Origin of the sequence: Actinomyces culturomici (genome assembly GCF_900499005.1) — a bacterium.
Taxonomy (GTDB): Bacteria; Actinomycetota; Actinomycetes; order Actinomycetales; family Actinomycetaceae; genus Pauljensenia; species Pauljensenia culturomici.
The window spans coordinates 731,736-753,528 of record NZ_LS991316.1 but is presented as its reverse complement, the minus strand read 5'-3'; the positions used below and the strand labels follow the sequence as shown (position 1 = coordinate 753,528).

General features: G+C 70.6%; 18 protein-coding genes. 5 read left to right on the top strand and 13 right to left on the bottom strand.

Translation table 11 applies throughout. The features are described 5' to 3' along the window. Nucleotide 1 precedes the first annotated feature (1 nt). Nucleotides 2–2,014, bottom strand: a complete 2,013-nt coding sequence (locus tag DY157_RS03265; RefSeq protein ID WP_115727909.1) for an APC family permease — start codon at nucleotides 2,012–2,014, stop codon at nucleotides 2–4. A 200-nt stretch (nucleotides 2,015–2,214) separates the two neighbouring features. Here DY157_RS03265 and DY157_RS03260 point away from each other — a divergent pair, with 200 nt between their 5' ends. Both DY157_RS03260 and DY157_RS03255 read left to right on the top strand, forming a co-directional pair. Continuing rightward, nucleotides 2,215–2,865 (top strand): potassium channel family protein, encoded by a 651-nt coding sequence (locus DY157_RS03260; RefSeq protein ID WP_115727908.1) that lies wholly within the window; start codon nucleotides 2,215–2,217, stop codon nucleotides 2,863–2,865. Between the two features lies 1 nt (nucleotide 2,866). After that, on the top strand, nucleotides 2,867–3,586 hold the full coding sequence (locus DY157_RS03255) for a potassium channel family protein (protein ID WP_115727203.1): 720 nt from the start codon (nucleotides 2,867–2,869) through the stop codon (nucleotides 3,584–3,586). A gap of 78 nt (nucleotides 3,587–3,664) precedes the next feature. On the opposite strand, the gene DY157_RS03250 is transcribed toward DY157_RS03255, so the two are convergent. From DY157_RS03250 to DY157_RS03235, 4 genes are read right to left on the bottom strand one after another with little or no spacing between them, the layout of a single operon-like run. Then, nucleotides 3,665–4,357 carry a DUF3159 domain-containing protein gene (locus tag DY157_RS03250; RefSeq protein ID WP_115727202.1) on the bottom strand — a complete coding sequence of 231 codons (693 nt, stop codon included), beginning with the start codon at nucleotides 4,355–4,357 and terminating at the stop codon, nucleotides 3,665–3,667. Further along, nucleotides 4,354–4,728: an OB-fold nucleic acid binding domain-containing protein gene (locus DY157_RS03245; RefSeq protein ID WP_115727907.1), complete on the bottom strand. Its 375-nt coding sequence runs from the start codon at nucleotides 4,726–4,728 to the stop codon at nucleotides 4,354–4,356. The genes DY157_RS03250 and DY157_RS03245 overlap by 4 nt, the downstream gene beginning before the upstream one ends. A gap of 16 nt (nucleotides 4,729–4,744) precedes the next feature. Beyond that, nucleotides 4,745–5,389: a DUF3710 domain-containing protein gene (locus DY157_RS03240; protein ID WP_115727906.1), complete on the bottom strand. Its 645-nt coding sequence runs from the start codon at nucleotides 5,387–5,389 to the stop codon at nucleotides 4,745–4,747. A 5-nt stretch (nucleotides 5,390–5,394) separates the two neighbouring features. Beyond that, nucleotides 5,395–5,697 (bottom strand): DUF4193 domain-containing protein, encoded by a 303-nt coding sequence (locus DY157_RS03235; RefSeq protein WP_115727201.1) that lies wholly within the window; start codon nucleotides 5,695–5,697, stop codon nucleotides 5,395–5,397. 175 nt (nucleotides 5,698–5,872) lie between these two features. Here DY157_RS03235 and sepH point away from each other — a divergent pair, with 175 nt between their 5' ends. Then, nucleotides 5,873–7,078: a septation protein SepH gene (gene sepH, locus DY157_RS03230; RefSeq protein ID WP_115727200.1), complete on the top strand. Its 1,206-nt coding sequence runs from the start codon at nucleotides 5,873–5,875 to the stop codon at nucleotides 7,076–7,078. Between the two features lie 51 nt (nucleotides 7,079–7,129). Here the strand turns inward: sepH and DY157_RS03225 are convergent, their stop codons facing one another. After that, a complete protein-coding gene (locus DY157_RS03225) occupies nucleotides 7,130–8,263 on the bottom strand; it encodes an alkaline phosphatase family protein (RefSeq protein WP_235827051.1) in 1,134 nt (377 codons plus the stop codon). Beyond that, nucleotides 8,256–8,792, bottom strand: coding sequence for a DUF5998 family protein (locus tag DY157_RS03220; RefSeq protein ID WP_115727199.1), 537 nt, complete (start codon nucleotides 8,790–8,792; stop codon nucleotides 8,256–8,258). Before DY157_RS03220 ends, DY157_RS03225 begins: the two co-directional genes overlap by 8 nt. Before the next feature lie 69 nt (nucleotides 8,793–8,861). Between DY157_RS03220 and DY157_RS03215 the strand changes: the two genes are divergently transcribed. Beyond that, on the top strand, nucleotides 8,862–11,333 hold the full coding sequence (locus tag DY157_RS03215) for a DNA gyrase/topoisomerase IV subunit A (protein WP_115727904.1): 2,472 nt from the start codon (nucleotides 8,862–8,864) through the stop codon (nucleotides 11,331–11,333). 13 nt (nucleotides 11,334–11,346) lie between these two features. Here DY157_RS03215 and DY157_RS03210 read toward each other — a convergent pair whose 3' ends face one another. The 5 genes from DY157_RS03210 to DY157_RS11305 form a co-directional block, all read right to left on the bottom strand. Continuing rightward, on the bottom strand, nucleotides 11,347–12,393 hold the full coding sequence (locus tag DY157_RS03210; RefSeq protein ID WP_115727198.1) for an N-acetyltransferase: 1,047 nt from the start codon (nucleotides 12,391–12,393) through the stop codon (nucleotides 11,347–11,349). A 36-nt stretch (nucleotides 12,394–12,429) separates the two neighbouring features. After that, complete coding sequence (locus DY157_RS03205; RefSeq protein WP_235827109.1) at nucleotides 12,430–13,368, bottom strand: GNAT family N-acetyltransferase; 939 nt, start codon at nucleotides 13,366–13,368, stop codon at nucleotides 12,430–12,432. A gap of 226 nt (nucleotides 13,369–13,594) precedes the next feature. Further along, nucleotides 13,595–15,706, bottom strand: coding sequence for a DNA gyrase/topoisomerase IV subunit B (locus tag DY157_RS03200; RefSeq protein WP_115727196.1), 2,112 nt, complete (start codon nucleotides 15,704–15,706; stop codon nucleotides 13,595–13,597). Between the two features lie 244 nt (nucleotides 15,707–15,950). Then, nucleotides 15,951–16,406, bottom strand: coding sequence for a hypothetical protein (locus DY157_RS03195; protein ID WP_160159430.1), 456 nt, complete (start codon nucleotides 16,404–16,406; stop codon nucleotides 15,951–15,953). Nucleotides 16,407–16,764: 358 nt separating this feature from the next. After that, nucleotides 16,765–17,418 (bottom strand): DUF6318 family protein, encoded by a 654-nt coding sequence (locus DY157_RS11305; RefSeq protein ID WP_160159429.1) that lies wholly within the window; start codon nucleotides 17,416–17,418, stop codon nucleotides 16,765–16,767. A gap of 463 nt (nucleotides 17,419–17,881) precedes the next feature. Here DY157_RS11305 and DY157_RS03190 point away from each other — a divergent pair, with 463 nt between their 5' ends. Continuing rightward, nucleotides 17,882–18,103 (top strand): DUF7455 domain-containing protein, encoded by a 222-nt coding sequence (locus tag DY157_RS03190; RefSeq protein WP_115727194.1) that lies wholly within the window; start codon nucleotides 17,882–17,884, stop codon nucleotides 18,101–18,103. A 102-nt stretch (nucleotides 18,104–18,205) separates the two neighbouring features. Here the strand turns inward: DY157_RS03190 and smc are convergent, their stop codons facing one another. Further along, nucleotides 18,206–21,742: a chromosome segregation protein SMC gene (smc, locus tag DY157_RS03185; RefSeq protein WP_115727193.1), complete on the bottom strand. Its 3,537-nt coding sequence runs from the start codon at nucleotides 21,740–21,742 to the stop codon at nucleotides 18,206–18,208. Nucleotides 21,743–21,793 lie beyond the last annotated feature (51 nt).

The following is a 21,793-nucleotide window of genomic DNA, read 5'->3' as shown; positions in this document are numbered from 1 at the left end:
CTCAGTCGGCGGCGCCGACTCCGGGCGCGCTCTTCTCGCTCGAGAGGTCGTGCGCGCCGGCCCGGTGGGCCTCGCGCTTGAAGGGGTCGTTGATGAGCTGGCGGCCCTCGACCTCGTCGTCCTCGCCGAGCTTCCACGGGACGGTCGTGATGACGACGCCGGGAACGCCGAGCAGCGCGCGGCGCAGCCTCACCGCCGTCTGGTTGTGCATGGCGTTCTCCCACCAGTGGCGCACGAGGAACTGGGGCATGTAGATGACGAGCATCTCGCCCGGCGAACGGCGCCTGCGACCGCGGACGTACTGGAGGACGACCTGATTGAGGTCGCGGTACGGGCTCGACAGGAGGGTGAGCGGGATCGGCAGGCCCGACGCCTCCCACTCGTCGCGGATGTGCCGTTCCTCGGCCTCGTCGGCGACGACGCTCACGAGCTCGAGAGCCGAGGGCTGGGAGGCGCGGGCCGCGGCGACCGCGCGCATCGACGACTTCGAGAGATTGGAGACGAGGACGAGGGCGCGCACGCGCGTCGGGAGGGCGCGCTTCGCGGACCAGTCCTCGACGCGGAGCTGACCGCGGATCGTCTGGTAATGGTGGTGGATGCCGAGCTGGATCGCGAATACCGCTCCCATCATGAGGAGGGTGATCCACGCGCCGTGGCTGAACTTCGTCACGAGGACGATCGCGAGGACGAGGCCCGTCATCATGAAGCCGATGATGTTGACCGCGCGCGAGCGGAGCACGCGTCCGCGCTCCTCACCGGTCTGGCGCGTGCGCAGCGCCCGGTTCCAGTGGCGGATCATGCCGAGCTGGGAGAGCGTGAAGGAGATGAAGACGCCGACGACGTAGAGCTGGATGAGCCGCGTCGTCTCCGCCCGGAAGCCGACGATGAGGGCGATGGCCGCGAAGGCGAGGACGACGATGCCGTTCGAGTAGGAGAGACGGTCGCCGCGCTTGTACATCTGGTGCGGGAGGAACGAGTCGCGCGAGAGGACCGAGGCGAGCGTCGGGAACCCGTTGAACGCCGTATTCGCCGCAAGGGTGAGGATGAGGCCCGTGACGATCGTGACGAGGAGGAAGAGGATCGACCCCTGTCCGAAGACCGCCGCCGCGATCTGACCAATGACGGGGTCGACGGCCGTCTTCGCGGGCACGGCCGCTCCGTTGAGCGTGAGCTGGGCGGCCGGGTCCTCGACGATCTTCACGCCGGTCGCGCGGGCGAGCAGGAGGATCGACAGCATCATCGACGCCGCGATCGTGCCGAGCATCGCGAGGGTCGCCGCCGCGTTCTTCGACTTCGGGCGCTTGAACATCGGGACGCCGTTGGAGATCGCCTCGACGCCGGTGAGGGCCGCGCAGCCCGAGGAGAACGCGCGCATGAGGAGGAACGCGCCGCCGAGGCCGACGATGCCGTCCGCGTGCGCGGCGGAGGCGACGATCTCGTACTTCGCGGTCGGCGCCTGCCCGAGGTTCCCCGTGAAGAACTCGGCGAGGCCGACGACGACCATGAGCGCGATCGAGAACATGTAGAGGTACGTGGGAACCGCGAAGGCGCCGCCCGCCTCCTTCGTGCCGCGCAGATTGAGCAGCGAGAGGATGACGACGAGGGCGACCGCGATCGGGACCTTGTACGGGAGCAGCGCCGGCGCCGCGGTCGTGATGTACGAGGCGCCCGACGAGATCGAGACGGCGACCGTGAGGATGTAGTCGACGAGGAGCGCCGAGGCGACGACGAGTCCCCAGGTCCGCCCGAGGTTCGTCGTCACGACCTCGTAGTCGCCGCCACCGGACGGGTAGGCGTGGACGGTCTGACGGTACGAGAGGACGACGACCGCGAGGACGAAGGCGACGACGACGCCGACCCAGATCGACTGCATCGCGGCGAGGGAGCCCGCCAGGGCGAGCGTCAGGAGGATCTCGTCGGGGGCGTAGGCGACGGAGGACAGGGCGTCCGACGCGAAGACCGGCAGGGCGATCCGCTTGGGCAGGAGCGTGTGGCCCATCGCGTCGGACCGCATGGGCCGACCGATGAGGAGGCGCTTCGCTCTGCTGAAGACGTTGTACAGCACGGGGGCCAGCCTAGACCGGGGCCGCGGCGTTTCCGAGTCCCGGCCGCCGCCGCGGGCGCCGACGTGCGCGACGACACGTCGCGGCCGCGATCGGCGTCTTGGAGAGGCGCCTCGCGTGCGGGTACTTTGGAGCCGTGCATTTCGTCATCATGGGCTGCGGCCGCGTCGGCTCCCTCATCGCCGCCGCGCTGGACGCGGACGGCCATTCCGTCGCCGTCATCGACATGGATCCCAAGGCGTTCACGCGCCTGCCCGCCGACTTCTCCGGGCGCCGCGTCACCGGCGTCGGCATGGACCGCAACGCCCTGCGTCAGGCGGGCATCAAGGACGCCTACGCCTTCGCCGCGGTGTCGAGCGGCGACAATTCGAACATCATCGCGGCGCGCATCGCCCAGGAGATCTTCCACGTCGAGCACGTCGTCGCCCGCATCTACGACCCGACGCGCGCGCACGTCTACGAGCGACTCGGCATCCCCACGGTCGCGACGGTCAAGCGGACCGCCGACTCGGTGATGCGCCGCATGCTCCCGCCGGACGCCGCCGTCACCTGGACGCACCCGACCGGCGAGGTCTCACTCGTCACGGCGACCCCCGAGGTCGCGTGGTACGGCACGCCGTTCCCCGTCGTCGAGGAGCTCACCGGCGAGCGCATCGCCTTCGTCTCGAGGCTCGGCCTCGTCCAGCCCGCGCGCCCCGACCTCGTCGTCCAGGAGCACGACCAGCTGTACTTCGCGATCGCCGGGGACGATTCGACGCGTCTCCGCTCGATCCTCACCGCCGCTCCGAAGACCGAGGTGTGAAATGAAGATCGTCATCGCCGGCGCCGGCTCGGTCGGCCGTTCCGTCGCCCTCGAGCTCCTCGACCACGGGCACGAGTGCACGCTCATCGACAATCAGCCCGACAAGCTCCGCGTCGCGTCCGTCGCGGACGCCGACTGGGTCCTCGCCGACGCCTGCTCGCCCGACGCCCTCGCGGATGCGGGGCTCGCCGACGCCGACGTCATGGTCGCCGCGACCGGCGACGACAAAGCGAACCTCGTGATCTCGCTGCTCGCGAAGACGGAGTTCGCGGTCCCGCGCGTCGTCTCGCGCCTCAACAACCCGAAGAACGAGTGGCTCTTCGACGCCTCGTGGGGCGTCGACGTCTCGGTATCGACGCCGCGCATCATGACGGCCCTCGTCGAGGAGGCCGTCTCCGTCGGCATCCCGGTTCGTCTCTTCTCCTTCAACTCCGCGGCCGTCTCGATGTACGCGATCGTCCTCCCCGAGGGCTCTGCGGTCGCCGGTCGGCGCATCTCGGAAGTCGACCTCCCGCCGCGCACGGTCCTCACCTCGCTCCTTCGCGACGGCCGACCGCTCACGCCCTCGTCGGATGATCTCTTCGAGACCGGCGACGAGCTGCTCCTCCTCGTGTCCGACGTCGAGCGCTCCGCCCTCGACGCCCTGCAGCGGATCGTCGCCGCGCCCGAGGCCGAGATCTCCGAGGCCGAAGGCGCCGACGCCGATTCCTCGGAGGCCTAGGAGCGCCGCGCCGAACGAGCGACGGGGCCCGACCGCGATGGTCGGGCCCCGTTCCCGTTGCGAGAAGTCGACCGGCGCTCAGTCGTCCGAAGCCGCCCCGGAGTCGTCGCGCTTCCCCGCCCTCATCGCCTCTACGAAGGGGCGCAGGCCGAGCCAGGTGATCCAGCAGACGAGGGCGAAGAGCGGAAGGCCGAGGACGAGCTTCGCGATGCCGAGCTCGGCGACGGCGCCCGCCGCCCACAGCGGCCCCTCGACGCCGAGGCGGATGGCGAAGAGGAGCGCCCACAGCCAGGTGAGGGCCGAGCAGCGCTTCGCGAGCGCGGCGAGTTCGGGCCTCTTCGTCCAGCCCCCGCCGAGCTCCCAGAAGGCGCCAGCGCCGAGGGCGACCGCGGGCCGGCGGACGAGAAGGGAGCCGAGGAGCGCCGCGAGGACCACGACGTTCGTCAGAAGGCCCCAGGTGTAGAAGTTCTCCCCCCGCCCGGAGGCGAGCGCCCAGACGACGCCGATGCCGACGCCGACGAGGCCGGAGAGCGCCTGGGTGAGCGGCTGCCGCTGCACGAGCCGTGCGACGAGGGCGAGGACGGCCGCTCCCGCGGCGATGAGACTCGTGAGGACGACGTCGCGCGTGAGGACGAAGGCGACGACGAAGAGGAGGCCGGGCAGAACGGATTCGACGAGCCCCCGGCGTCCGCCGACGGCCTCCTCCCAGGAGAAGGAGTCATCGTCGAGCTGACGGGCCCAGGCGGGGGCGCGGCGGGGCTCCTCGCTCACGCGCTCTCCGTCGAGATGATCCGGTAGAGCGGATTGATGATCGTCAGGTGATCGCCCTGCATGCCGGCGGTCCCCTCGACCTCGATGTGCTCGCCCACGGAGAGCCCCGGGATCGACCGACGACCCGGCCAGCGCAGCTCCATCGAGCCGGTGCCGTCGTAGAGGGTCGCGATGAGGACGGTCTCGGTCCCCTCGGCCGGGTAGGTCATCGAGAGGAGCGTGCCGAAGAGCGTGACGCGCTGACGGTTCGTCACCTCGCGGATGGCGATGGTGCCGCGACGCTGACGAGTGAGGTCCTCGTCGGCGGCCTCGTCGGCCTGGCGGGAGTCGAACTCCCAGCGCTCCGCGATTCGCGAGAACGCGCCGCGCAGGCGCGCGCCGAGCCCCTCAGACACGGGGGGCCTCGACGGCCTCGTTCGGGACGTGCACGGGGAGGAGGTCGAGCCTCGCGCGCGGCTGATCGTCGCGGACGATGACGATCCGGTCGATGATCCGCTCGATGTCGCGGCCGGCCTCGGGCGACTGCGCCGCCGGGCCGAGGACGTCGATCCGCGAGAACCAGCGCGGCCCTTCGCGTCCGATGATCCGCATCCTCGAGGTCGCGTCGCGGCCGTCGGGGAGTTTGACGGGGATGTCGGCGTAGATCTCCGCGCCGTAGCGGCCGTCGGCCTCCTCGACCTTCGCGCCGTCGGATTCGAGTCCCTCTCGGATCTGGCCGCGGACGTCGTCCCACACGCCGCCGGAGCGCGGGGCCGCCGCCGCCGAGATCTGCAGCCCGGAGTCGCCGAGGACGACGAGGACGCGGAGGACGGACTTGCCGTCGTCGGCGACCTGCGTCCTCAGCTGCATGCCCTTGACGGCGGGCAGGAGGATCGAGCCCATGTCGACGTAGCCGACCGAGGCGTCGATCTCATCGGCCGATCGGGGGCCGGGCTCGTCCCAGACCGGCGACTCGTCGGTGAGGCGAGGGAGGGGCGCCTCCTCGGGCGCCGTCTCTTCGAAGGTCTCCTGATGCTTCTTCCTGCCGAACATCGGGTTCAGCCCGCGCACTCGGTGCAGACGGGCAGACCGGCGTCGTCGACGTAGGCGAGCTGGGAGGCGTGGTGGACGAGGAAGCAGCTCGAGCAGGTGAACTCGTCGTCCTGGCGCGGCACGACGTGGACGGTGAGCTCCTCCTTCGAGAGGTCGGCGCCGGGGAGTTCGAAGTTCTCCGCGGCCTCGGTCTCGTCCTCCTCGATCTCCGCCGAACCCGCGTCGTTGCGGCGCGACTTCAGCTCCTCGATGGAATCCTCGGCGACGTCGTCGTCGTTCTTGCGCGGCGCGTCGTAATCGGTGGCCATCGTCGTCCCCTTCCAATGGGCGGGAGCCTCCGGGGAGCCCCGGTGCTTCTTCGGCGCAGGGAGGATAACACTGGAAGGAGACGAATGCCATTATTCGGGGACACGCGGCGCGGCCTTTCGCGAGCGACCGCCTCCGCCTGAGACCATTCGCCTGGAGTACTGCGAGGAGGACCCAATGATCGAGCTGGAGCTGCTCGGAGTCGGAGCCGACGGGGAGACGCTCGTCTTCACCGACGCCGAGGGCGAGCGATACGCCGCGCCGATCACCGACGAGCTGCGGGGCGCGACGCGCCGCGACCGTCCGCGCATCGAGGCCGCCCCGGACCCCTCCCGCCAATCATTGCGCCCCCGCGACATCCAGGCGCTCCTGCGCGCCGGCCTCACCCCCGAGGAGATCGCGACGCGCCACGGCATGGACATCGCGGCCATCACCCGGTACGAGGCCCCCGTTCAGGCGGAGAAGGACTACGCCCTCCAGCGGGCGCTCGCGACGACGATCGGCTCGGTCTCCGACGGACCGGCCATGGGCGACCTCGTCGTCGACCGCCTTGCGGCCCGCGGCGTCGATCCCTCGTCGCTCGTGTGGGCGGCGCAGCGCGAGGCGAACGGCCCATGGCAGATCCTCCTCACCTTCGTCCAGGGCGCGGCGGAGCACGGCGCGCACTGGCTCCTCCCCTCCTCCGGCGTCCTCGAGGCCGTCGACCAGGAGGCCCAGTGGCTCACGGAGACCGTCTCGACGACGCCCGCCGCGTCGATCTTCACGCCGCTCCCCCAGTCCGACCGCTCCGGCGCCGACCTCGCCGACCTCGAGGAGGTCCGCGCCCGCGAGGCGATCATCGATCAGCTCAACGCGGCCCGCGGGAAGCGCCAGGAGATCGAGTACGACCTCGACGAGGACGAGGCCGCGGCGCTCGCCGAGGAGGAGGCCGCCAAGCCCTCGATTTCGGCGCGCATCTACTCGCTCGCGCACGCGCGGACGAAGGAGGAGCCCGACTCCCCCTCGACGTCGTCGATCCCGCTCGCCCCCGCGGCGCCTCCCGCCGCGAACCACGATCCGGAGGCCGCGGCTGAGCCCGCAGAGCCGGACGCCGACTCCCCCGCCGAGACCGCGTCCCGAACGGCCCCCGCGACCCCGGAGCGACGGGGAGCCGATACGACGTCGAACTGGCTGACCTCGGCGATCTCCTCCCCGACGGCGCCCGCGAAGGCGTCGAAGTCATCGAAGGCGGAGCCCGCCCCGGAGGCGGTCTCCGAGGACGCGGAGTCGCTCCCCGGCCTCGAATCGCTGCCCGCGAAGCCCGCGGAGTCGAAGAAGTCGAAGTCGCGGCGCCGCTCCGTGCCGAGCTGGGACGAGATCGTCTTCGGCGCGAAGCCCCAGTAGTCCGCCTCGACTCCCCGTCGCGAGCCCCGCGCCGTTGCGCCCGGCTCGGATTCAGCTCAACTGAATGACGGGGATCCGCATCTCCTCCGGCGTCAACGATCCGTGGACGCCCGGCATGGAGATCATCTGATCGGATTGGACGCGCGAGTCGACGACTCCGCCGCGCCCGCTCATGAAGACGAGGGCGTCCCCGATCTCGTCGAGCCCGGGCCCGTCCCCGAGGATCGGCGCCGCCTCCTCGGGCGAGAGCACCCAGGCCCCGTCCCCGAGCGCCTCGCGCCAGCGCACGCGGACCTCGTCGCCCCGGCCCGGCTCGGCGTGGACGTGAAGTGCGCGGGTCTCCCCCGCGAGGAGCGCGACGCCCTCTGCGAGGACCGGATCGGAGGCGAGGTCCCGCAGGGCCGATCGGTCGACGTCGACCATTCCGTGGTCGGCGGTGAGGACGGTTCGCACGCCCGTGGGCAGGCGGCGGAGCAGTCGTCCGAGGCCCTCGTCGAAGAGCTCGAGCGCCGAGGTCCACGCCATTGAGTCGACGCCGTGCCCGTGACCGGCGTGGTCGATGTCGCTCCAGTAGAGGTAGACGATCTTCGTGCCCGCGCGCAGTTCGCGCAGCGCCGCCTCGCAGCGGTCGTCCCAGCCCAGCGCGCCGACGTGGCGGGCGCCGCGCAGCGCCGCCCGGGTGAGGCCCGATCGGGCGAAGGAATGGGGCGAGATGACGACGGACTCGACGCCGGAGGCGGCGAGTTCCTCGAAGAGCGTCGGGCGCTCCTGCCACGCCTCGGGCGCGGGCCCGCCCTCGAAGGCGAGGAGGTTCATCGCGCGGCCGGCGTGCGCGACCGAGTAGCCGACCATGCGAGTCGCGCCGGGGAGAGCGCCCGTGCCGAATGCGGTGATCGCCGCGGCGGTCGTCGAGGGCGCGATCGTGTGGATCGATCGGATCTCGGAGCGGAAGGAGCGCAGCGTCGGCGCGTAGCCGAGGTTCGCCATGAGCGGCGCGTACCCGAGTCCGTCGACGAGGATGACGAGGAGCGCGTCGGCGCCCGCCTCGAGGCCGAGCGCGTCGCGGGCGGACGGATCGGCGCAGGGCATCGCATCGACCGTCGCGAGCGCGCCCGAGAGGACGTCGGTGAGGCGCGGGTCGCCCTCGCCCGGGAGGTCCGCCCAGTCGGGAATCGGATCAGCCACGGCTCCTCCTCAGACGCTCCATGAGGACGGCGACGAACTCCTCGGCCTCGGCGAGCGCCTCTTCGCCGTCGGCCGCGGCCGAGACCCGGATGTTGAGGTCGTCGCGGAACGACGTGCCCGAGTAGCCGTGGTCAGCCTCGCAGCGCGGGTCCTCGCACTGGGCGGGCTCGAGCTCTGAGCGCGTGAGGCCTCCGAGGTCGAGCGAGAGCGTGAGCTCGGTCGTCGGCGAGGCGCCTTCGGGCTCGGCGACGACCTCGAGGAGGGAGACGGAGCCGAGGCGCGAGAGCGGGTGGATCGACGTCCCGACGGACGCGGCTCCGTCCTCGAGCTCGTCGACGTGCACCTGGACGAGGACGTCCTCGTCGACGGCGGCGAGCGTGAGGTGGCGGAACATCGCCCCGCGGTCGAAGGCGGCGTCGGTCTGGACGACGGAGGCGAGCGGCTCGGAGCCTCCGAGCGCGCGCCGCAGCGCGGCCTCGACGATCCGAGGGTAGAAGCCGGCGCGATCGATGCGTTCCCACGTGTTCACCCCCTCATTGTGCCCGCGGGCGGCGTGGGAGGCGAAAAGGCCGCGCGATGCCGGTGGATAATGCCGACCATGCCGAAGAAGGACCGCGCCGCACTCCTCCCCGACCAGGACGAGCACATCTCCGAGATCGACGTCTCGGACGAGATGCGGGGCTCCTTCCTCGAGTACGCGGTCTCCGTCATCTACGCGCGCGCCCTGCCGGACGCCCGCGACGGCCTCAAGCCGGTTCAGCGCCGCATCCTCTACCAGATGAACGAGATGGGCCTGCGCCCCGACCGGGGCCACGTGAAGTCCCAGCGCGTCGTCGGCGAGGTCATGGGCAAGCTCCACCCGCACGGCGACTCCGCGATCTACGAGGCCCTCGTCCGCCTCGCGCAGCCCTTCAATCTCCGGCTCCCCCTCGTCGACGGGCACGGCAACTTCGGCTCCCTCGACGACGGGCCCGCCGCGGCGCGCTACACCGAGGCCCGGATGGCGCCCGCCGCCCTCGACCTCGTCACCGGCCTCGACGAGGACACCGTCGACTTCGTCCCGAACTACGACAACCAGTTCATGCAGCCGGAGGTCCTCCCCGCGGCCTTCCCCCAACTCCTCGTCAACGGGGCGTCCGGCATCGCCGTCGGCATGGCGACGAACATCGCGCCCCACAACCTCGCCGAGACCATCGCCGCGTCGATCCACCTCCTCGAGCACCCCGAGGCGACCGTCGCCGACCTCATGCGCTTCGTCCCGGGCCCCGACCTTCCCGAGGGCGGGGTCATCGTCGGGCTCGACGGCGTGAAAGAGGCGTACGAGACCGGCCGCGGAGCCTTCAAGACCCGCGCGAAGGTCGCGGTCGAGCGGGTGACTGCCCGCAAGATGGGCCTCGTCGTCACCGAGCTCCCCTACATGGTCGGCCCGGAGAAGGTCATCGAGAAGATCAAGGAGAACGTCAACGCCGGACGTCTCAAGGGGATCTCCTCGGTCCAGAACCTCACCGACCGCATCCACGGCCTGCGCCTCGTCATCGAGGTGAAGAACGGCTTCAACCCGGAGGCCGTCCTCCAGCAGCTCTATGCGCGCACGCCACTCGAGGACTCCTTCTCCATCAACGCGGTCGCTCTCGTCGACGGCCAGCCGCGCACCCTCGGTCTCAAGGAGATGCTCGAGGTCTTCGTCGCGCACCGCCTCGACGTCACGACCCGGCGCTCGCGCTTCCGCCTCGGAAAGGCGCAGGATCGCCTCCACCTCGTCGAAGGACTCCTCATCGCGGTCCTCGACATCGACGACGTCATCGCGATCATCCGTTCCTCCGACGACGTCGACACGGCGCGCACGCGCCTCATGACCGCCTTCGACCTGTCCGAGATCCAGGCCAACCACATCCTCGAGCTGCGCCTGCGCCGCCTCACGAAGTTCTCCCGCCTCGAGCTCGAGTCCGAGCGCGACGAGCTGCGCGAGCGCATCGCCGAACTCGAGCGGATCCTCGAGGACCCGGTTCTCCTGCGCGGCGTCGTCGTCTCCGAGCTCCGCGAGGTCTCCGCGCGCCTCGGCACTCCGCGCCGCACGCTCCTCCTCTCCTCCGCCGGCGCGGAGGCCGTCTCCGACGCCGGGTCGGCGGCCCTCGCCGCCGCCCTTCCCGCCGTCTCCCGCTCCGGCAAGGGGATGGACCTCCAGATCCCCGACGACCCCTGCGTCGTCGTCCTCTCCGCGGCCGGTTCCCTCGCGCGCGTCGAGGGCGCCGATCCGCTCGAGCCGGGTCCGCGCGCCCAGCACGACGGCTGGATCGCCCAGCTGTCCTCGACGGCGCGCTCGCAGGTCGCGGTCGTCACCGCCGACGGCGTCGCCCACCGGCTCGAGGTCGTCGATCTGCCGGCGCTCCCCCGCTTCGACACGGGCCTCTCGCTCGCTGCGGCGATGCCCGCGACGCTCCTCCTCCACACGGACTCGCCCGCCGTCGGCCTCATGGATCCCGACTCCGAGACCGTCTACGCCATGGGCACCGCCGCCGGCACCGTCAAGCGCCTCAAGCCCGACGCGCTCGCCCGCGACTCCTGGGAGGTGATCTCCCTCGACGAGGGCGACCGCCTCGTCGGATTCGGCCCGTCGACCGAGTCCTCCGACCTCGTGTTCGTCTCCTCGGACGCCCAGCTCCTCCGCACGCCCGCCGACAAGGTCCGCCCCCAGGGCCGCACGGCCTCCGGCATGGCGGGGATGAAGCTCGCGGGCGGCGCCGAGGCGATCGGATTCTGGGTGATCGACGCCGTCGAGGACGCGGTCGTCGTCACCGTCGCCGCAGCGGAGGGCGCGCTCCCGGGCACGGGCCAGACGACCGCGAAGACGACGCCGCTCGGCCTCTACCCGACGAAGGGCCGCGGCGGGCAGGGCGTGCGCGCCCAGCGCTTCCTCCGCGGCGAGGACCGCCTCGATCGCGCGTGGGTGGGAACTCGCCCCGCTCGCGCGGCGTCCGCCGACGGCTCGCCCGTCGAGTTGCCCGCCGAGGACGAGCGCCGCGACGGATCCGGTTCGCCCCTCGTCTTCTCGATCGCCTCGCTCGGCTGACGAGGGCGGGGCCTCAGACCTCCATCGCGTAGAGCCGCGACTGCCCGACCGTGACGAATCCGAGGTAGTCGTAGACGGCGAGCGCCCCGGAGCGGTTCGCGGAGCCGAGGCCCGCGCCGATCCGGTCCATGCCGTCGGCGGCCATCGCGCTCATCGACGCGATGATGAGCGCATCGACCGCGTGGGTGTTGCGGGCGTCCTCGAGGACGCCCATCTGATCGATGTACCCCTCCCGCCAGCCGAGCGCCGCCCAGTCCTGGACGTACTTCGACGCGAGGAGGAACCCGACGACCTTCGGGCGGTCGCCCCGACGGTCAACGACGAGGAACGACCACTCGGGCGCGAAGGCGGTGCGCCCCATGAGCCACTGCTCCTGCGTGAGGGGCGGTCGTCCCCATTCGAGCTCGGAGAGGCGGTTCGACGCGCGCCGCGCCGGCTCCTCCCACTCCGGCCCCCACGGCTCGATCGTCAGGTAGCGCCCGAGGTCGGGGGCCTTCGGCACCTCCGAGAGATCGGCGCGCAACTCGTAGTACGTGCGCGCCCAGTGGAATCCGTGGAGCTGCAGCTGCTCCTCGAGGTCATCCTGCCCGGCCTCGACCTGCATGGCGATCTGCGCCGGCTCGTGGCCGGGAAGGGCGGCGAGCATCTGGCGCGCGGTCCCCTCCTGCCATTCGACGATCGCGCCGCCCAGGCCGATCCTGCGGAACGCCGGGTCGACGCCTCCCTGGCACATGCACTCGATGGAGCCCGGCTGCCGGAGCACGACCTGACCGAAGGCGACCATCCGCCCCTTCGCGATGCCGCGCGTCGCGAAGCCCGCGACGCCGCGCCACGGCCGGTCCTCGCGGAGCATTTCGGCGACCTCGTCGACGCTCGTCCGGTACGGCGGATTGTCCTGCGCCTCCATGCGCGCGATGAGCGTCGACAGCTTGTGGAGGTGCGCCTCCTCGAGCGCCTCCCACACGATCCCGTGGTGGCTCTCGGGAAGGGGCACGCTCACGGGCGCGGAGGCCCGGACGGAGAGGGGGATCTCGCCGGTCGGCGCGTCGAATTCCGCCATCGTCACTCCTTCCTCGCTCGCACTGCTCGAATGCTCTTACTGATCGATCGTGTAGTAGACCTCGGCGGGCCCGTCGACGAAACCCAGGTGCTCGTAGATCGAGTGCGCGTTCGAGGCGTTCGCCGTGTCGACGTCGAGGCCGATGCGGGAGATCCCGCTGGCCGCGGCCGCCGACACCGAGGCGCCGAGCAGAGCCGTCGAGAGCCCGTGGCCGCGATGAGCGGGATCGACGCCGAGAAGATAGACGTAGGCCTCCGTGCGGCCCGTCGCGATCCACCGCTCGACCGGGCGCCCGGTGAGGCAGTAGCCGACCGGCTCGCCCTCCGGCGAGAGGGCGACGAAGGACCACCTCGGGTCGAGGTTCGGCATCGCCTCGTCCCGCCACAGGCCGCGCATCGGCGAGCGGTAGTGCTCGATGAACGCGTCCATGTGGACGTCCCGGATCGCGTCGAGCGGAACCTCCCGCCACCGGACGACCGTGTAGCCGTGCCGCGGCGTCGGCGCCTTCTCCGCGCCCTCGAGCTCCCGGTACATGATCTGGAAGGTCCGCTTCGCGAAGAAGCCCGCCGCGATGTAGAGGCGCCGACGGTCGGTCATGTGGGCGTCGACGAAGTTGTGAATCGACGCGGGGATTTCGGAGGCGGCGCCGAAGGACTCGACGAGCATCTGACGCGCGCGGGCGTCCTGCCAGTAGAGGAGGGCGCGCCCGATGCCCCGCCCGCGCCAATGCGGGTGGATGTAGGCGTTGACGACCGCGTTCGCCGTATCGGGGATCGCGCGGATCACCTTGACGGTGGCGACGGCGCAGATCGTGCGGTCCGCGTCGAGGCCGATGATCGTGTCGACCCAGTGCCGTCCGCGGCGCCCCTCCACCATGTCGGAAACCTGCGCGGGCGTCACGCGATGATGCGTGTCGTCGGAGGCCTCGACCATCCGGATGAGGTCGAAGACGGCCGGCGCGTCGGAGGGGATGATCGAGCGCCACCGCAGACCGAGGTGAACGCCCGGATACGGAACTGAGGCCGGCGGCGCGAGTCGCTCAGCGAGTCCAGTCATGGAATTCATTGTAATTGCCGCCCGGGCCTTTGGTCGCATGCGCCCACTGCGTTCGCCTTCCTCCTCTCGAAGGTGCGCGGCCCCGGCCTCGTCCGCATTCCCCCGCGCGAACCCGCGGCGATGCGACGAGGGGCGCGGGCGCGACTCAGGCGTCGATCCGCTCGCGATCGAGGGCCGACGAGCCCTCGACGATGAAGTCGCGGCGCGGCCCGACGGTCGATCCCATGAGGAGTTCGAAGACCTCCTCGGCCTCGCGCAGGGCTTCCTCGTCGGCGAGCGTGATGCGGCGCAGGGACCGGTGGGCGCGATCCATCGTCGTCTCCGCGAGCTGGTCGGCGTCCATCTCTCCGAGTCCCTTGTACCGCTGGATCGGCTCCTTCCACGTCCGCCCCTGCTTGCGCAGTTGGGCGAGCGTCCTGTGGAGCTCGTCCTCGGAGTACGTGTAGAGGAGTTCGCGCGGCTTGCGCCCGCGCGCCGACACGTCGATGCGGTGAAGCGGGGGGACGGCCGCGTAGATGCGCCCGGCCGCGACCATCGGCCGCATGTACCGGAAGAACAGCGTGAGCAGCAGCGTGCGGATGTGGGCGCCGTCGACATCGGCGTCCGTCATGAGGATGACCTTCCCGTAGCGCGCCGACTCGAGGTCGAAGGTGCGCCCCGATCCGGCGCCGATCACCTGGATGATGTTCGCGCACTCGGCGTTCGCGAGCATGTCCGCGGTCGACGCCTTCTGGACGTTGAGGATCTTGCCGCGGATCGGGAACAGCGCCTGGTACTGGCTGTTGCGCGCCGCCTTCGCCGTGCCGAGCGCCGAATCGCCCTCGACGATGAAGAGCTCGGTCTGCTCGACGTCGTCGAGGCGGCAGTCCGCGAGCTTCGCCGGGAGCGACGAGGTCTCGAGCGCGTTCTTCTTCCGGGAGATCTCCTTGTGGATGCGCGCCGACACGCGCGCCTTCATCTCGCCGACGACCTTCTCCATGAGGAGCGAGGTCTGCTGCTTGTCGTCGCGCTTCGAGGAGGAGAACTTCTTCTGCAGCCAGTCGGAGACGACCCTTGCGACGACGGCGCGGACCTGCGGCGTTCCGAGGACCTCCTTCGTCTGCCCCTCGAACTGCGGCTCGGGGAAGCGGACCGTGACGACGGCGGTGAGGCCCGCCTGGACGTCGTCCTTCTCGGGGCGCCCGTCCTTCGCGCCGACCTTGAGCTTGCGGGAGTTCTTGTCGATCTGGGCGCGCAGGACCTTGAGCACCGCCTGCTCGAAACCGGCGACGTGCGTGCCGCCCTTCGGTGTCGCGATGATGTTGACGAAGGAGCGGACGTCGGTGTCGTAGCCGATCCCCCACCTCAGTGCGCAGTCGACCTCGCAGGTGCGCTCCACCTCGGTCGCGGCGAGGTGCCCGGTCGACGGATCGAGCGCCTGGACCGTCTCGGTGAAGGTATCCGAGCCAGTGATGTGCCACGTGTCGGTGACGGGGCCGTCCCCGGCCACCCAGTTGACGAAGTCGACGACGCCGCCGTCGAAGCGGAAGGACTCGTGGAGCTCCTCCTCGCCGCGCTCGTCCCAGCAGTTGATCGTGAGACCGGGGACGAGGAACGCCGTCTGCCGGGCGCGCGCGAGGAGGGACTCCCAGGAGAAGCCCTCGGTCGAGGGGAAGATCTGGAAGTCCGCCCAGAAGCGGACGCGCGTCCCCGTGACGTTCTTCCTCACCTTGCCGACGGTCTTGAGGCGCGAGGAGTCGGTGAAGGGCGTGAAGGGCGAGTTCGGGGTCCGCTGCTTCGTGTCGTCGAACTCGCCGGGCTCGCCGCGGCGGAAGCACATCTCCCAGGTCTTCGAGTTGCGATCGACCTGGACGTCAAGGCGCGCGGACAGCGCGTTGACGACGGAGGCTCCGACGCCGTGGAGGCCGCCGGACGACGCGTAGGAGCCGCCGCCGAACTTTCCGCCGGCGTGGAGCTTCGTGTAGACGACCTCGACGCCGGACAGGCCGACTCCGGGAACCTCGTCGACCGGGATGCCGCGCCCGTTGTCCGCGACCGAGGCGGAGTGGTCGGGATGGAGGCGCACGTCGATCGTGTCGCAGAACCCCTCGAGCGCCTCGTCGACCGCGTTGTCGATGATCTCCCACAAGCAGTGCATGAGTCCGCGGTGGTCCGTCGAACCGATGTACATGCCGGGGCGCTTGCGCACGGCCTCGAGACCCTCGAGGACCGAGAGGTGCCGCGCGGAGTAGTCGGAGGATGGAGGAGTCACCCGCACATCCTAGGGAAGACCAGGGCTGTTTCCACGCTGCCCCGCCGATGAGGGCCGACCCGCCGCGTGGTCGCGCGCCCGCGCCCTCCCCCTCCGCGTCGAGAGCATCACGTTGCTTCGTCGAGAGCATCACGTTGGTGCGTCGAGGGGATGCGCGCGGCCGGGCTCGTGCGGGCGTGGGGGGTGATTGACGAGGCCGGGACCCCCGGGGTGGTTCGGCGGGAAGACCGGTCCGGGCGGCGGGCGGTGGTCAGTCGGCGACCAAGTCGATGCGAGCCCGGCGCACGTTGAACGGCGCCGACGACTCACTCGTCGTCACCACCCCGTCAACAGTTGCGGTCTCCCCCGTGAAGGGACTGGTCACCGTCCCGGCCCACCTGGTCGTCAACACGACCACCACGCCCTCCTGCTCGGCCGTATACGTGTGAGCCAAGCGCGTGACCGGATACGGGGCCGACGGGTCCGACGTGACCAGCGGCGCGGTGCCGTCCCCGAAATCGTAGGAGAAGCCCGTCGCCTCCAAAGACACGACCACGCGCGTGCCGAACAGGCTCGTCTCCAAGGTCTGGGTGGGGGTGGCGGCGTGGACGAGGCTCGGGATCCCCACGAGCGCGTCTCCTGCGGGTTGGACGGTGAGTCCGGACCCGCCGGCGGTGACGGTGGCGACCGCGTACTCGATGATTTCCGCCGGTGTGGGGACGGGCATGGCGGCCCCGGGTTCTGGAGCACCCGGGGAGGGGTTCGCCATCAACTCCGGGCCATTGGGACCCGGCAACCAGAAGTAGGTCTCGCACTCGGGAACCAACGGATCCCCCACAGCCCACGACACCTCCAAACACCGCAACAACCCCACCTTCGGCGGAGGAGAAGGTTGCGACGAAGGTGCCAAAGAACCGCTCACTGGATTTCGGCCGACCGTCGGGGCATATACCTGTTGAGCCCAACTGCTTACATTGCTTCCGGATGCTACCGAGCCCCAGTCACTGGAATTCCTAGGATCGGCCGCTACAGGACCCGTCGCTGCGAGCCCAAGAAATGTCGCGAGAAGGATGGTACCGGTTGCTCTAGACATTGTTCGTGGCTAACGTGCTCGCACCGTCAATTAACCATGAAGTTCCATTCCAATTGACGAAGAATGCCAATCGAATCGGCACAGTTTCGTCTTCGGAGAGTTGTCTTGCTTCGTACCTGGTTCCACCGATTTGATCAAGAGTCATGGCGACTCCATATGTGTCGGGCTTGGCTAGACCATCTTCAACGAGTTCGATGTGATCGATGCTCTTGACTCGATACAACGTGCCCGACGTCCATCCCCCATTCGAATAGAGCGAATCGACATTCCTGGCCATATCAGCACAGGCTTCGCATTCTTCGGAACTGAAGTTCTTCATGGGTTGGGTGTCGCCGGTGGCCCAGGCGTACTCGGTGAGCGCAAGGAAATGACGTGCGGCGAGTTCGGCTCCTTCCGGGGTGAACTGGAGAGCCGCCGGATTCAACTTCGGCACCGTCGCATTCGTCTCGGGCTGTTGGAGAGTCCCGTCCTCGTTCATCACGTACCCGCCCGACATCCGCACCCGCGCCGACTGAGAGGAGCCGGTCGACGGCAAGGACTGGCCGGAGGCCAACGAAGCATCGGTCGAGCACGCGGCAACGCCGAAGACGGCAGCGGTACAGACCATGAGAAGCGTGGCGCGTCGTCGCGCGGGCCGGTGCGTCATGCCTCACACCGTACGAGACGAACCGGCGAACGCGCCAGGACCCCGGCATCACCTGTGGACACAACACCCACGCACACCGCGACAACACACCCACCCACAGCAACACGCCGAAACGGCGCACCCACATCCCCTCGACGCACCAACGTAATGCTCTCGACGCACCAACGTGATGCTCTCGACGNGGCATCACCTGTGGACACAACACCCACGCACACCGCGACAACACACCCACCCACAGCAACACGCCGAAACGGCGCACCCACATCCCCTCGACGCACCAACGTAATGCTCTCGACGCACCAACGTGATGCTCTCGACGGGGAGAGGGTAATGCCGTCGGCGGGGGTTCGGTAATGCTCTCGGCAAGAGAGAAGGGGGCTCGGGCGAGGAGGGAATTGCGCCAGCGGTGAACATCGGTGGACTCGGCGGGCGCGTGCGCCCGCCGATGGTGTCCAATGGAGCCATGACCGCGATGACTCTCGAACGACCCAGTTCCGTGAACGATGCCGAGCTGACGGCGGCGGACCGCTGCGACCAGTGCGGCGCCCGCGCCTGGGTGCGCGTCACCCTCGAGTCCGGCGGCCGTCTCTTCTTCTGCGCGCACCACGCCTCGGAGCACCTCGCGGCGATCGCGACGCGCGCGGCCGAGATCCTCGACGAACGAAGCCTCCTCCTCGAGGCCTGAGTCCCAAGACCGGCGAAGAACGGGCGGTACCGCGACAGCGGTACCGCCCGTTCCGCGTTCGCGTCCTCCCGCCGGCCCCTCCGACCCGCTGGCCGCTGACGGCTAGCGCGCGAGTCGCTGCGATACGACGCCGGTGACGCCGTCGCGCATGGTAACGCCGTAGAGCGCGTCGGCGATCTCCATCGTCCGCTTCTGGTGCGTGATGACGATGAGCTGCGACTCCTCGCGCAGCTCCGTGAAGATCGTGAGGAGCCTCGACAGGTTGACGTCGTCGAGCGCGGCCTCGACCTCGTCCATGACGTAGAAGGGCGATGGCCGGGCCTTGAAGATCGCGACGAGGAACGCGATCGCCGCGAGGGAGCGCTCGCCGCCGGAGAGGAGCGACATGCGCTTGACCTTCTTGCCGGCCGGGCGCGCCTCGATCTCGATGCCGGTGTCGAGCATCGAGTCGGGATCCGTGAGGACAAGATCCCCCTTGCCGCCGGGAAACAGGACGTCGAAAGTGTGGGCAAACTGCTCGCGCGTGTCGGCGAATGCGGAGGCGAAGGCCTCTTCGACGAGGCGGTCGACGTCGTCGATGATCCGGAGGAGATCGGCCTTCGATTCGCGCAGGTCCCGCACCTGGGAAACGAGGAACTCGTGGCGCTTCGCGAGGGCGTCATGCTCCTCGAGGGCGAGGGGGTTGACGCGGCCGAGCCGATCGAGCTCCTTCGATGCCTTTTCCAGCGCGCGCTCTTGCTCGGAGCGGATGAAGGGATCGGCGTTCGCCTCGATCTCCTCATCGGGTTCGGAGGGGAAGCGCGGAACAAGGGTGTGCGGCCCGAATTCCTCGACGAGGGCGTCAGGCTCGAGCGAGAGATCCTCGAGGGCGCGCCGTTCGAAGTCCTCGACGCGCAGCTGGAGCTGCGTGCGCGCGATCTCGTCGCGCTGGGCGGCACCGGTCGCCTCGGCGTACTCGGCGCGCGCCGTTTCGAGTCGTTTGCGCGCCCCTGAAAGAGCCTCGGCGATGTCGCGGCGCGCCTCCTCGTCGCCGGAGCGCGCGGAGACGGCCTCCTCGAGAGCCTTCGCCGCGGCTTCCACGCCGAGACGGGCATCGCGTTCGAGTTCCTTCGCGGCGTCGAGGGCGCGCAGCCGGCGGGCCTCTCGTTCGGCGTGGCGGCGCCGGTCGTCGCGCTCCTTCGCGGCGGTGGCCCGGAGGTTCCGGGCGCGGGACTGCGCCTGGCGGGAGCGCTCCTCGAGGGCGCGCAGCGCGAGGCGCCCGTTCGTCTCCGCTTCGCGGGCCGCGCGGGCTCCGGTCTGTGCCTTCTCCGCCCGGAGCTTCGCGGCGTCGAGGTCCTCGGACGGCCCGGTCCCGTTCGACTCCTCGAGGCGGGCGGCGGCCTCCGCGACGCGCTCGCGCGCCCATTCGACGTGGTCGACGGCCTTGCGGGCGGTCGACGCGGCGCGCTCGGCTTCGGCCTTCGCGGCCTGCACGGCGGAGTGGAGGCGGGCGGCTTCCTGGGCGGCCTTCGCCTTCTCGGCGTCCTCGGCGCGCAGGGCCCGCAGGGCGTCGTTCGCCCCGCGGATCGCCGCGTCGAGGACCGCGTTCGCTTCGGCGAGCTCGGCGTCGACCTTGAGCGCACGGGAGGCGGCGGCCTCGGCCCGCGCGGCGGCGTCGTCGTGCTGGGAGCGCAAGGCGAGGAGGGAGTCCGTCGGCGTGCCCGAGCCGACGACGGAGGCGCGACGGAGGACGGAACCGGAGCGCGTCGCGGCGACGACGACGCGCTCGTCGGCGAGGGCCTCGCGCGCCGCCTCGAGGTCATCGGCGACGACGGCGCCAGCGAGAAGCTGTGCGAGCGGCGCGGTCAGCGGAGCCTGCGCATCGACGAGGTCGAGGGCCCAGGCCGATCCGGCGGGAGCGGTTCCATCGGGGCGTCCGGCCCCGTCCTTGCCGACCGAGGAGGACACGGCGGACGACACGACCATGCGGATCTGGCCCGCGCCGGACTTCTCGGCGCGCGCGACCTCGCTGGAAGCCGTGTCGAGCGAGTCGACGAGCACGGCGTCCGCGAAGGGCGCGAGGAGGGCGGCGAGCGCGTTCTCGGCGCCCTTGTCCGCGCGGAGAAGGTCCTGCACCGCGCCGAGGACGCCGTCTCTCCCGATGAGGTGAGCGGTGTCATCGTCGCGGACGAGGGATTGAGCGAGGGCGTCGCGGCGCGCCTCCCAGTGGGCGCGGTCGGCGCGCGCCTCGCGCTCGGCGACGAGGAGCTCGTCCACCTTCGCACGAGCGGCGTCGCGCGCGGCGACGGCCCTCTGATGGGCCTCCCCCGCTCCCCCGATCGACTGCTCGGGTTCGGGCGCCTCGGCGAGTGCCGCTTCGGCGGCCTTCGCGCGCTCGTCGGCCTCGGCGGCGGCGCGGGCCGAGCGCTCGGCCTCGTTCTCGGCGGCCTCCAGGCGGGTTCTGGCGCTTCCGACGTCGCCGGTGAGTCGGGCGATCCGCTCGCGATGATCGGCGAGGACCCGGTTGACTCGGGCGAGTTCCAAGGCCGCCTTCTCGTCCTCGGCCTCGGCCTCGTCCTTCTCGCGCACGAGCGCGGTGAGGGCCATCTGCGCGCGGTCGACCTCCTCGAGCAGGCGTCCGTCCTCCTCACCGGCCTCTTTCGCGCGGGCGTCGAGGACGTCGGGATCTTCGCCCTCGGGCGCGGATTCGGCGCGCGAGTGGTGGCGGACGCGCTCCTCGGCGGTCCTCAGGGCGCCGCGCAGCCGCTCGTGGAGCGCGGTGATCTCCTGCCACTGGCGGTTCGCGCGCTCGAGGGCGGGGACGAGGGCGGATTCGCGCTCCTCGAGGGCGCGGATCTCGCCCTGGATCGACTCCATCGCCGTCTCGATCGCGGCGCGCCGCTCGGCGAGTCGCTGGTCGGAGGCCGACTGGGCGGCGAGGCGCTCGCGCGCATTCACGAGGTCGTCGGCGAGGAGGCGCGCCCTCGCGTCGCGCACGCGGGCCTGGATGAGCGAGGCCTTGCGGGCGGTGCGCGCCTGGCGGGCAAGCGGACCGAGTTGACGGTGGATCTCCTGGGTGAGGTCGAGGACGCGGACGAGGTTCGCGTCCATGTCGGCGAGCTTCCGCAGCGCCCGCTCCTTGCGGCGGCGGTGCTTGAGCACTCCGGCGGCCTCTTCGATGAAACCGCGCCGCTCCTCGGGCGTCGCCTGGAGGATCGAGTCGAGGCGGCCCTGCCCGACGATGACGTGCATCTGACGCCCCATGCCGGTGTCGGAGAGGAGCTCTTGGATGTCGAGAAGGCGGGCGGGCGTCCCGTTGATCGCGTACTCAGAGCCACCGCCCCGGAAGAGCGTCCGGGTGATCGTCACCTCGGTGTAGTCGATCGGCAGGACCCCGTCGGAGTTGTCGATCGTAAGGTCCACCTGGGCGCGACCGAGCGCCGGGCGGCCCGAGGTGCCCGCGAAGATGACGTCCGACATGTTCGAGCCGCGGAGCGACTTCGCGCCCTGCTCCCCCATTACCCAGGCGAGGGCGTCGACGACGTTCGACTTCCCCGAACCGTTCGGCCCGACGACGCACGTGATGCCCGGCTCGAGCCGGAGCGTCGTTGCGCTCGCGAACGACTTGAAGCCGCGGAGCGACAGGGTCTTGAGGTGCACGGGCCAAGAATACGTGGAAAGCGGCGCCCGCACGGTGCGGGCGCCGCTTCA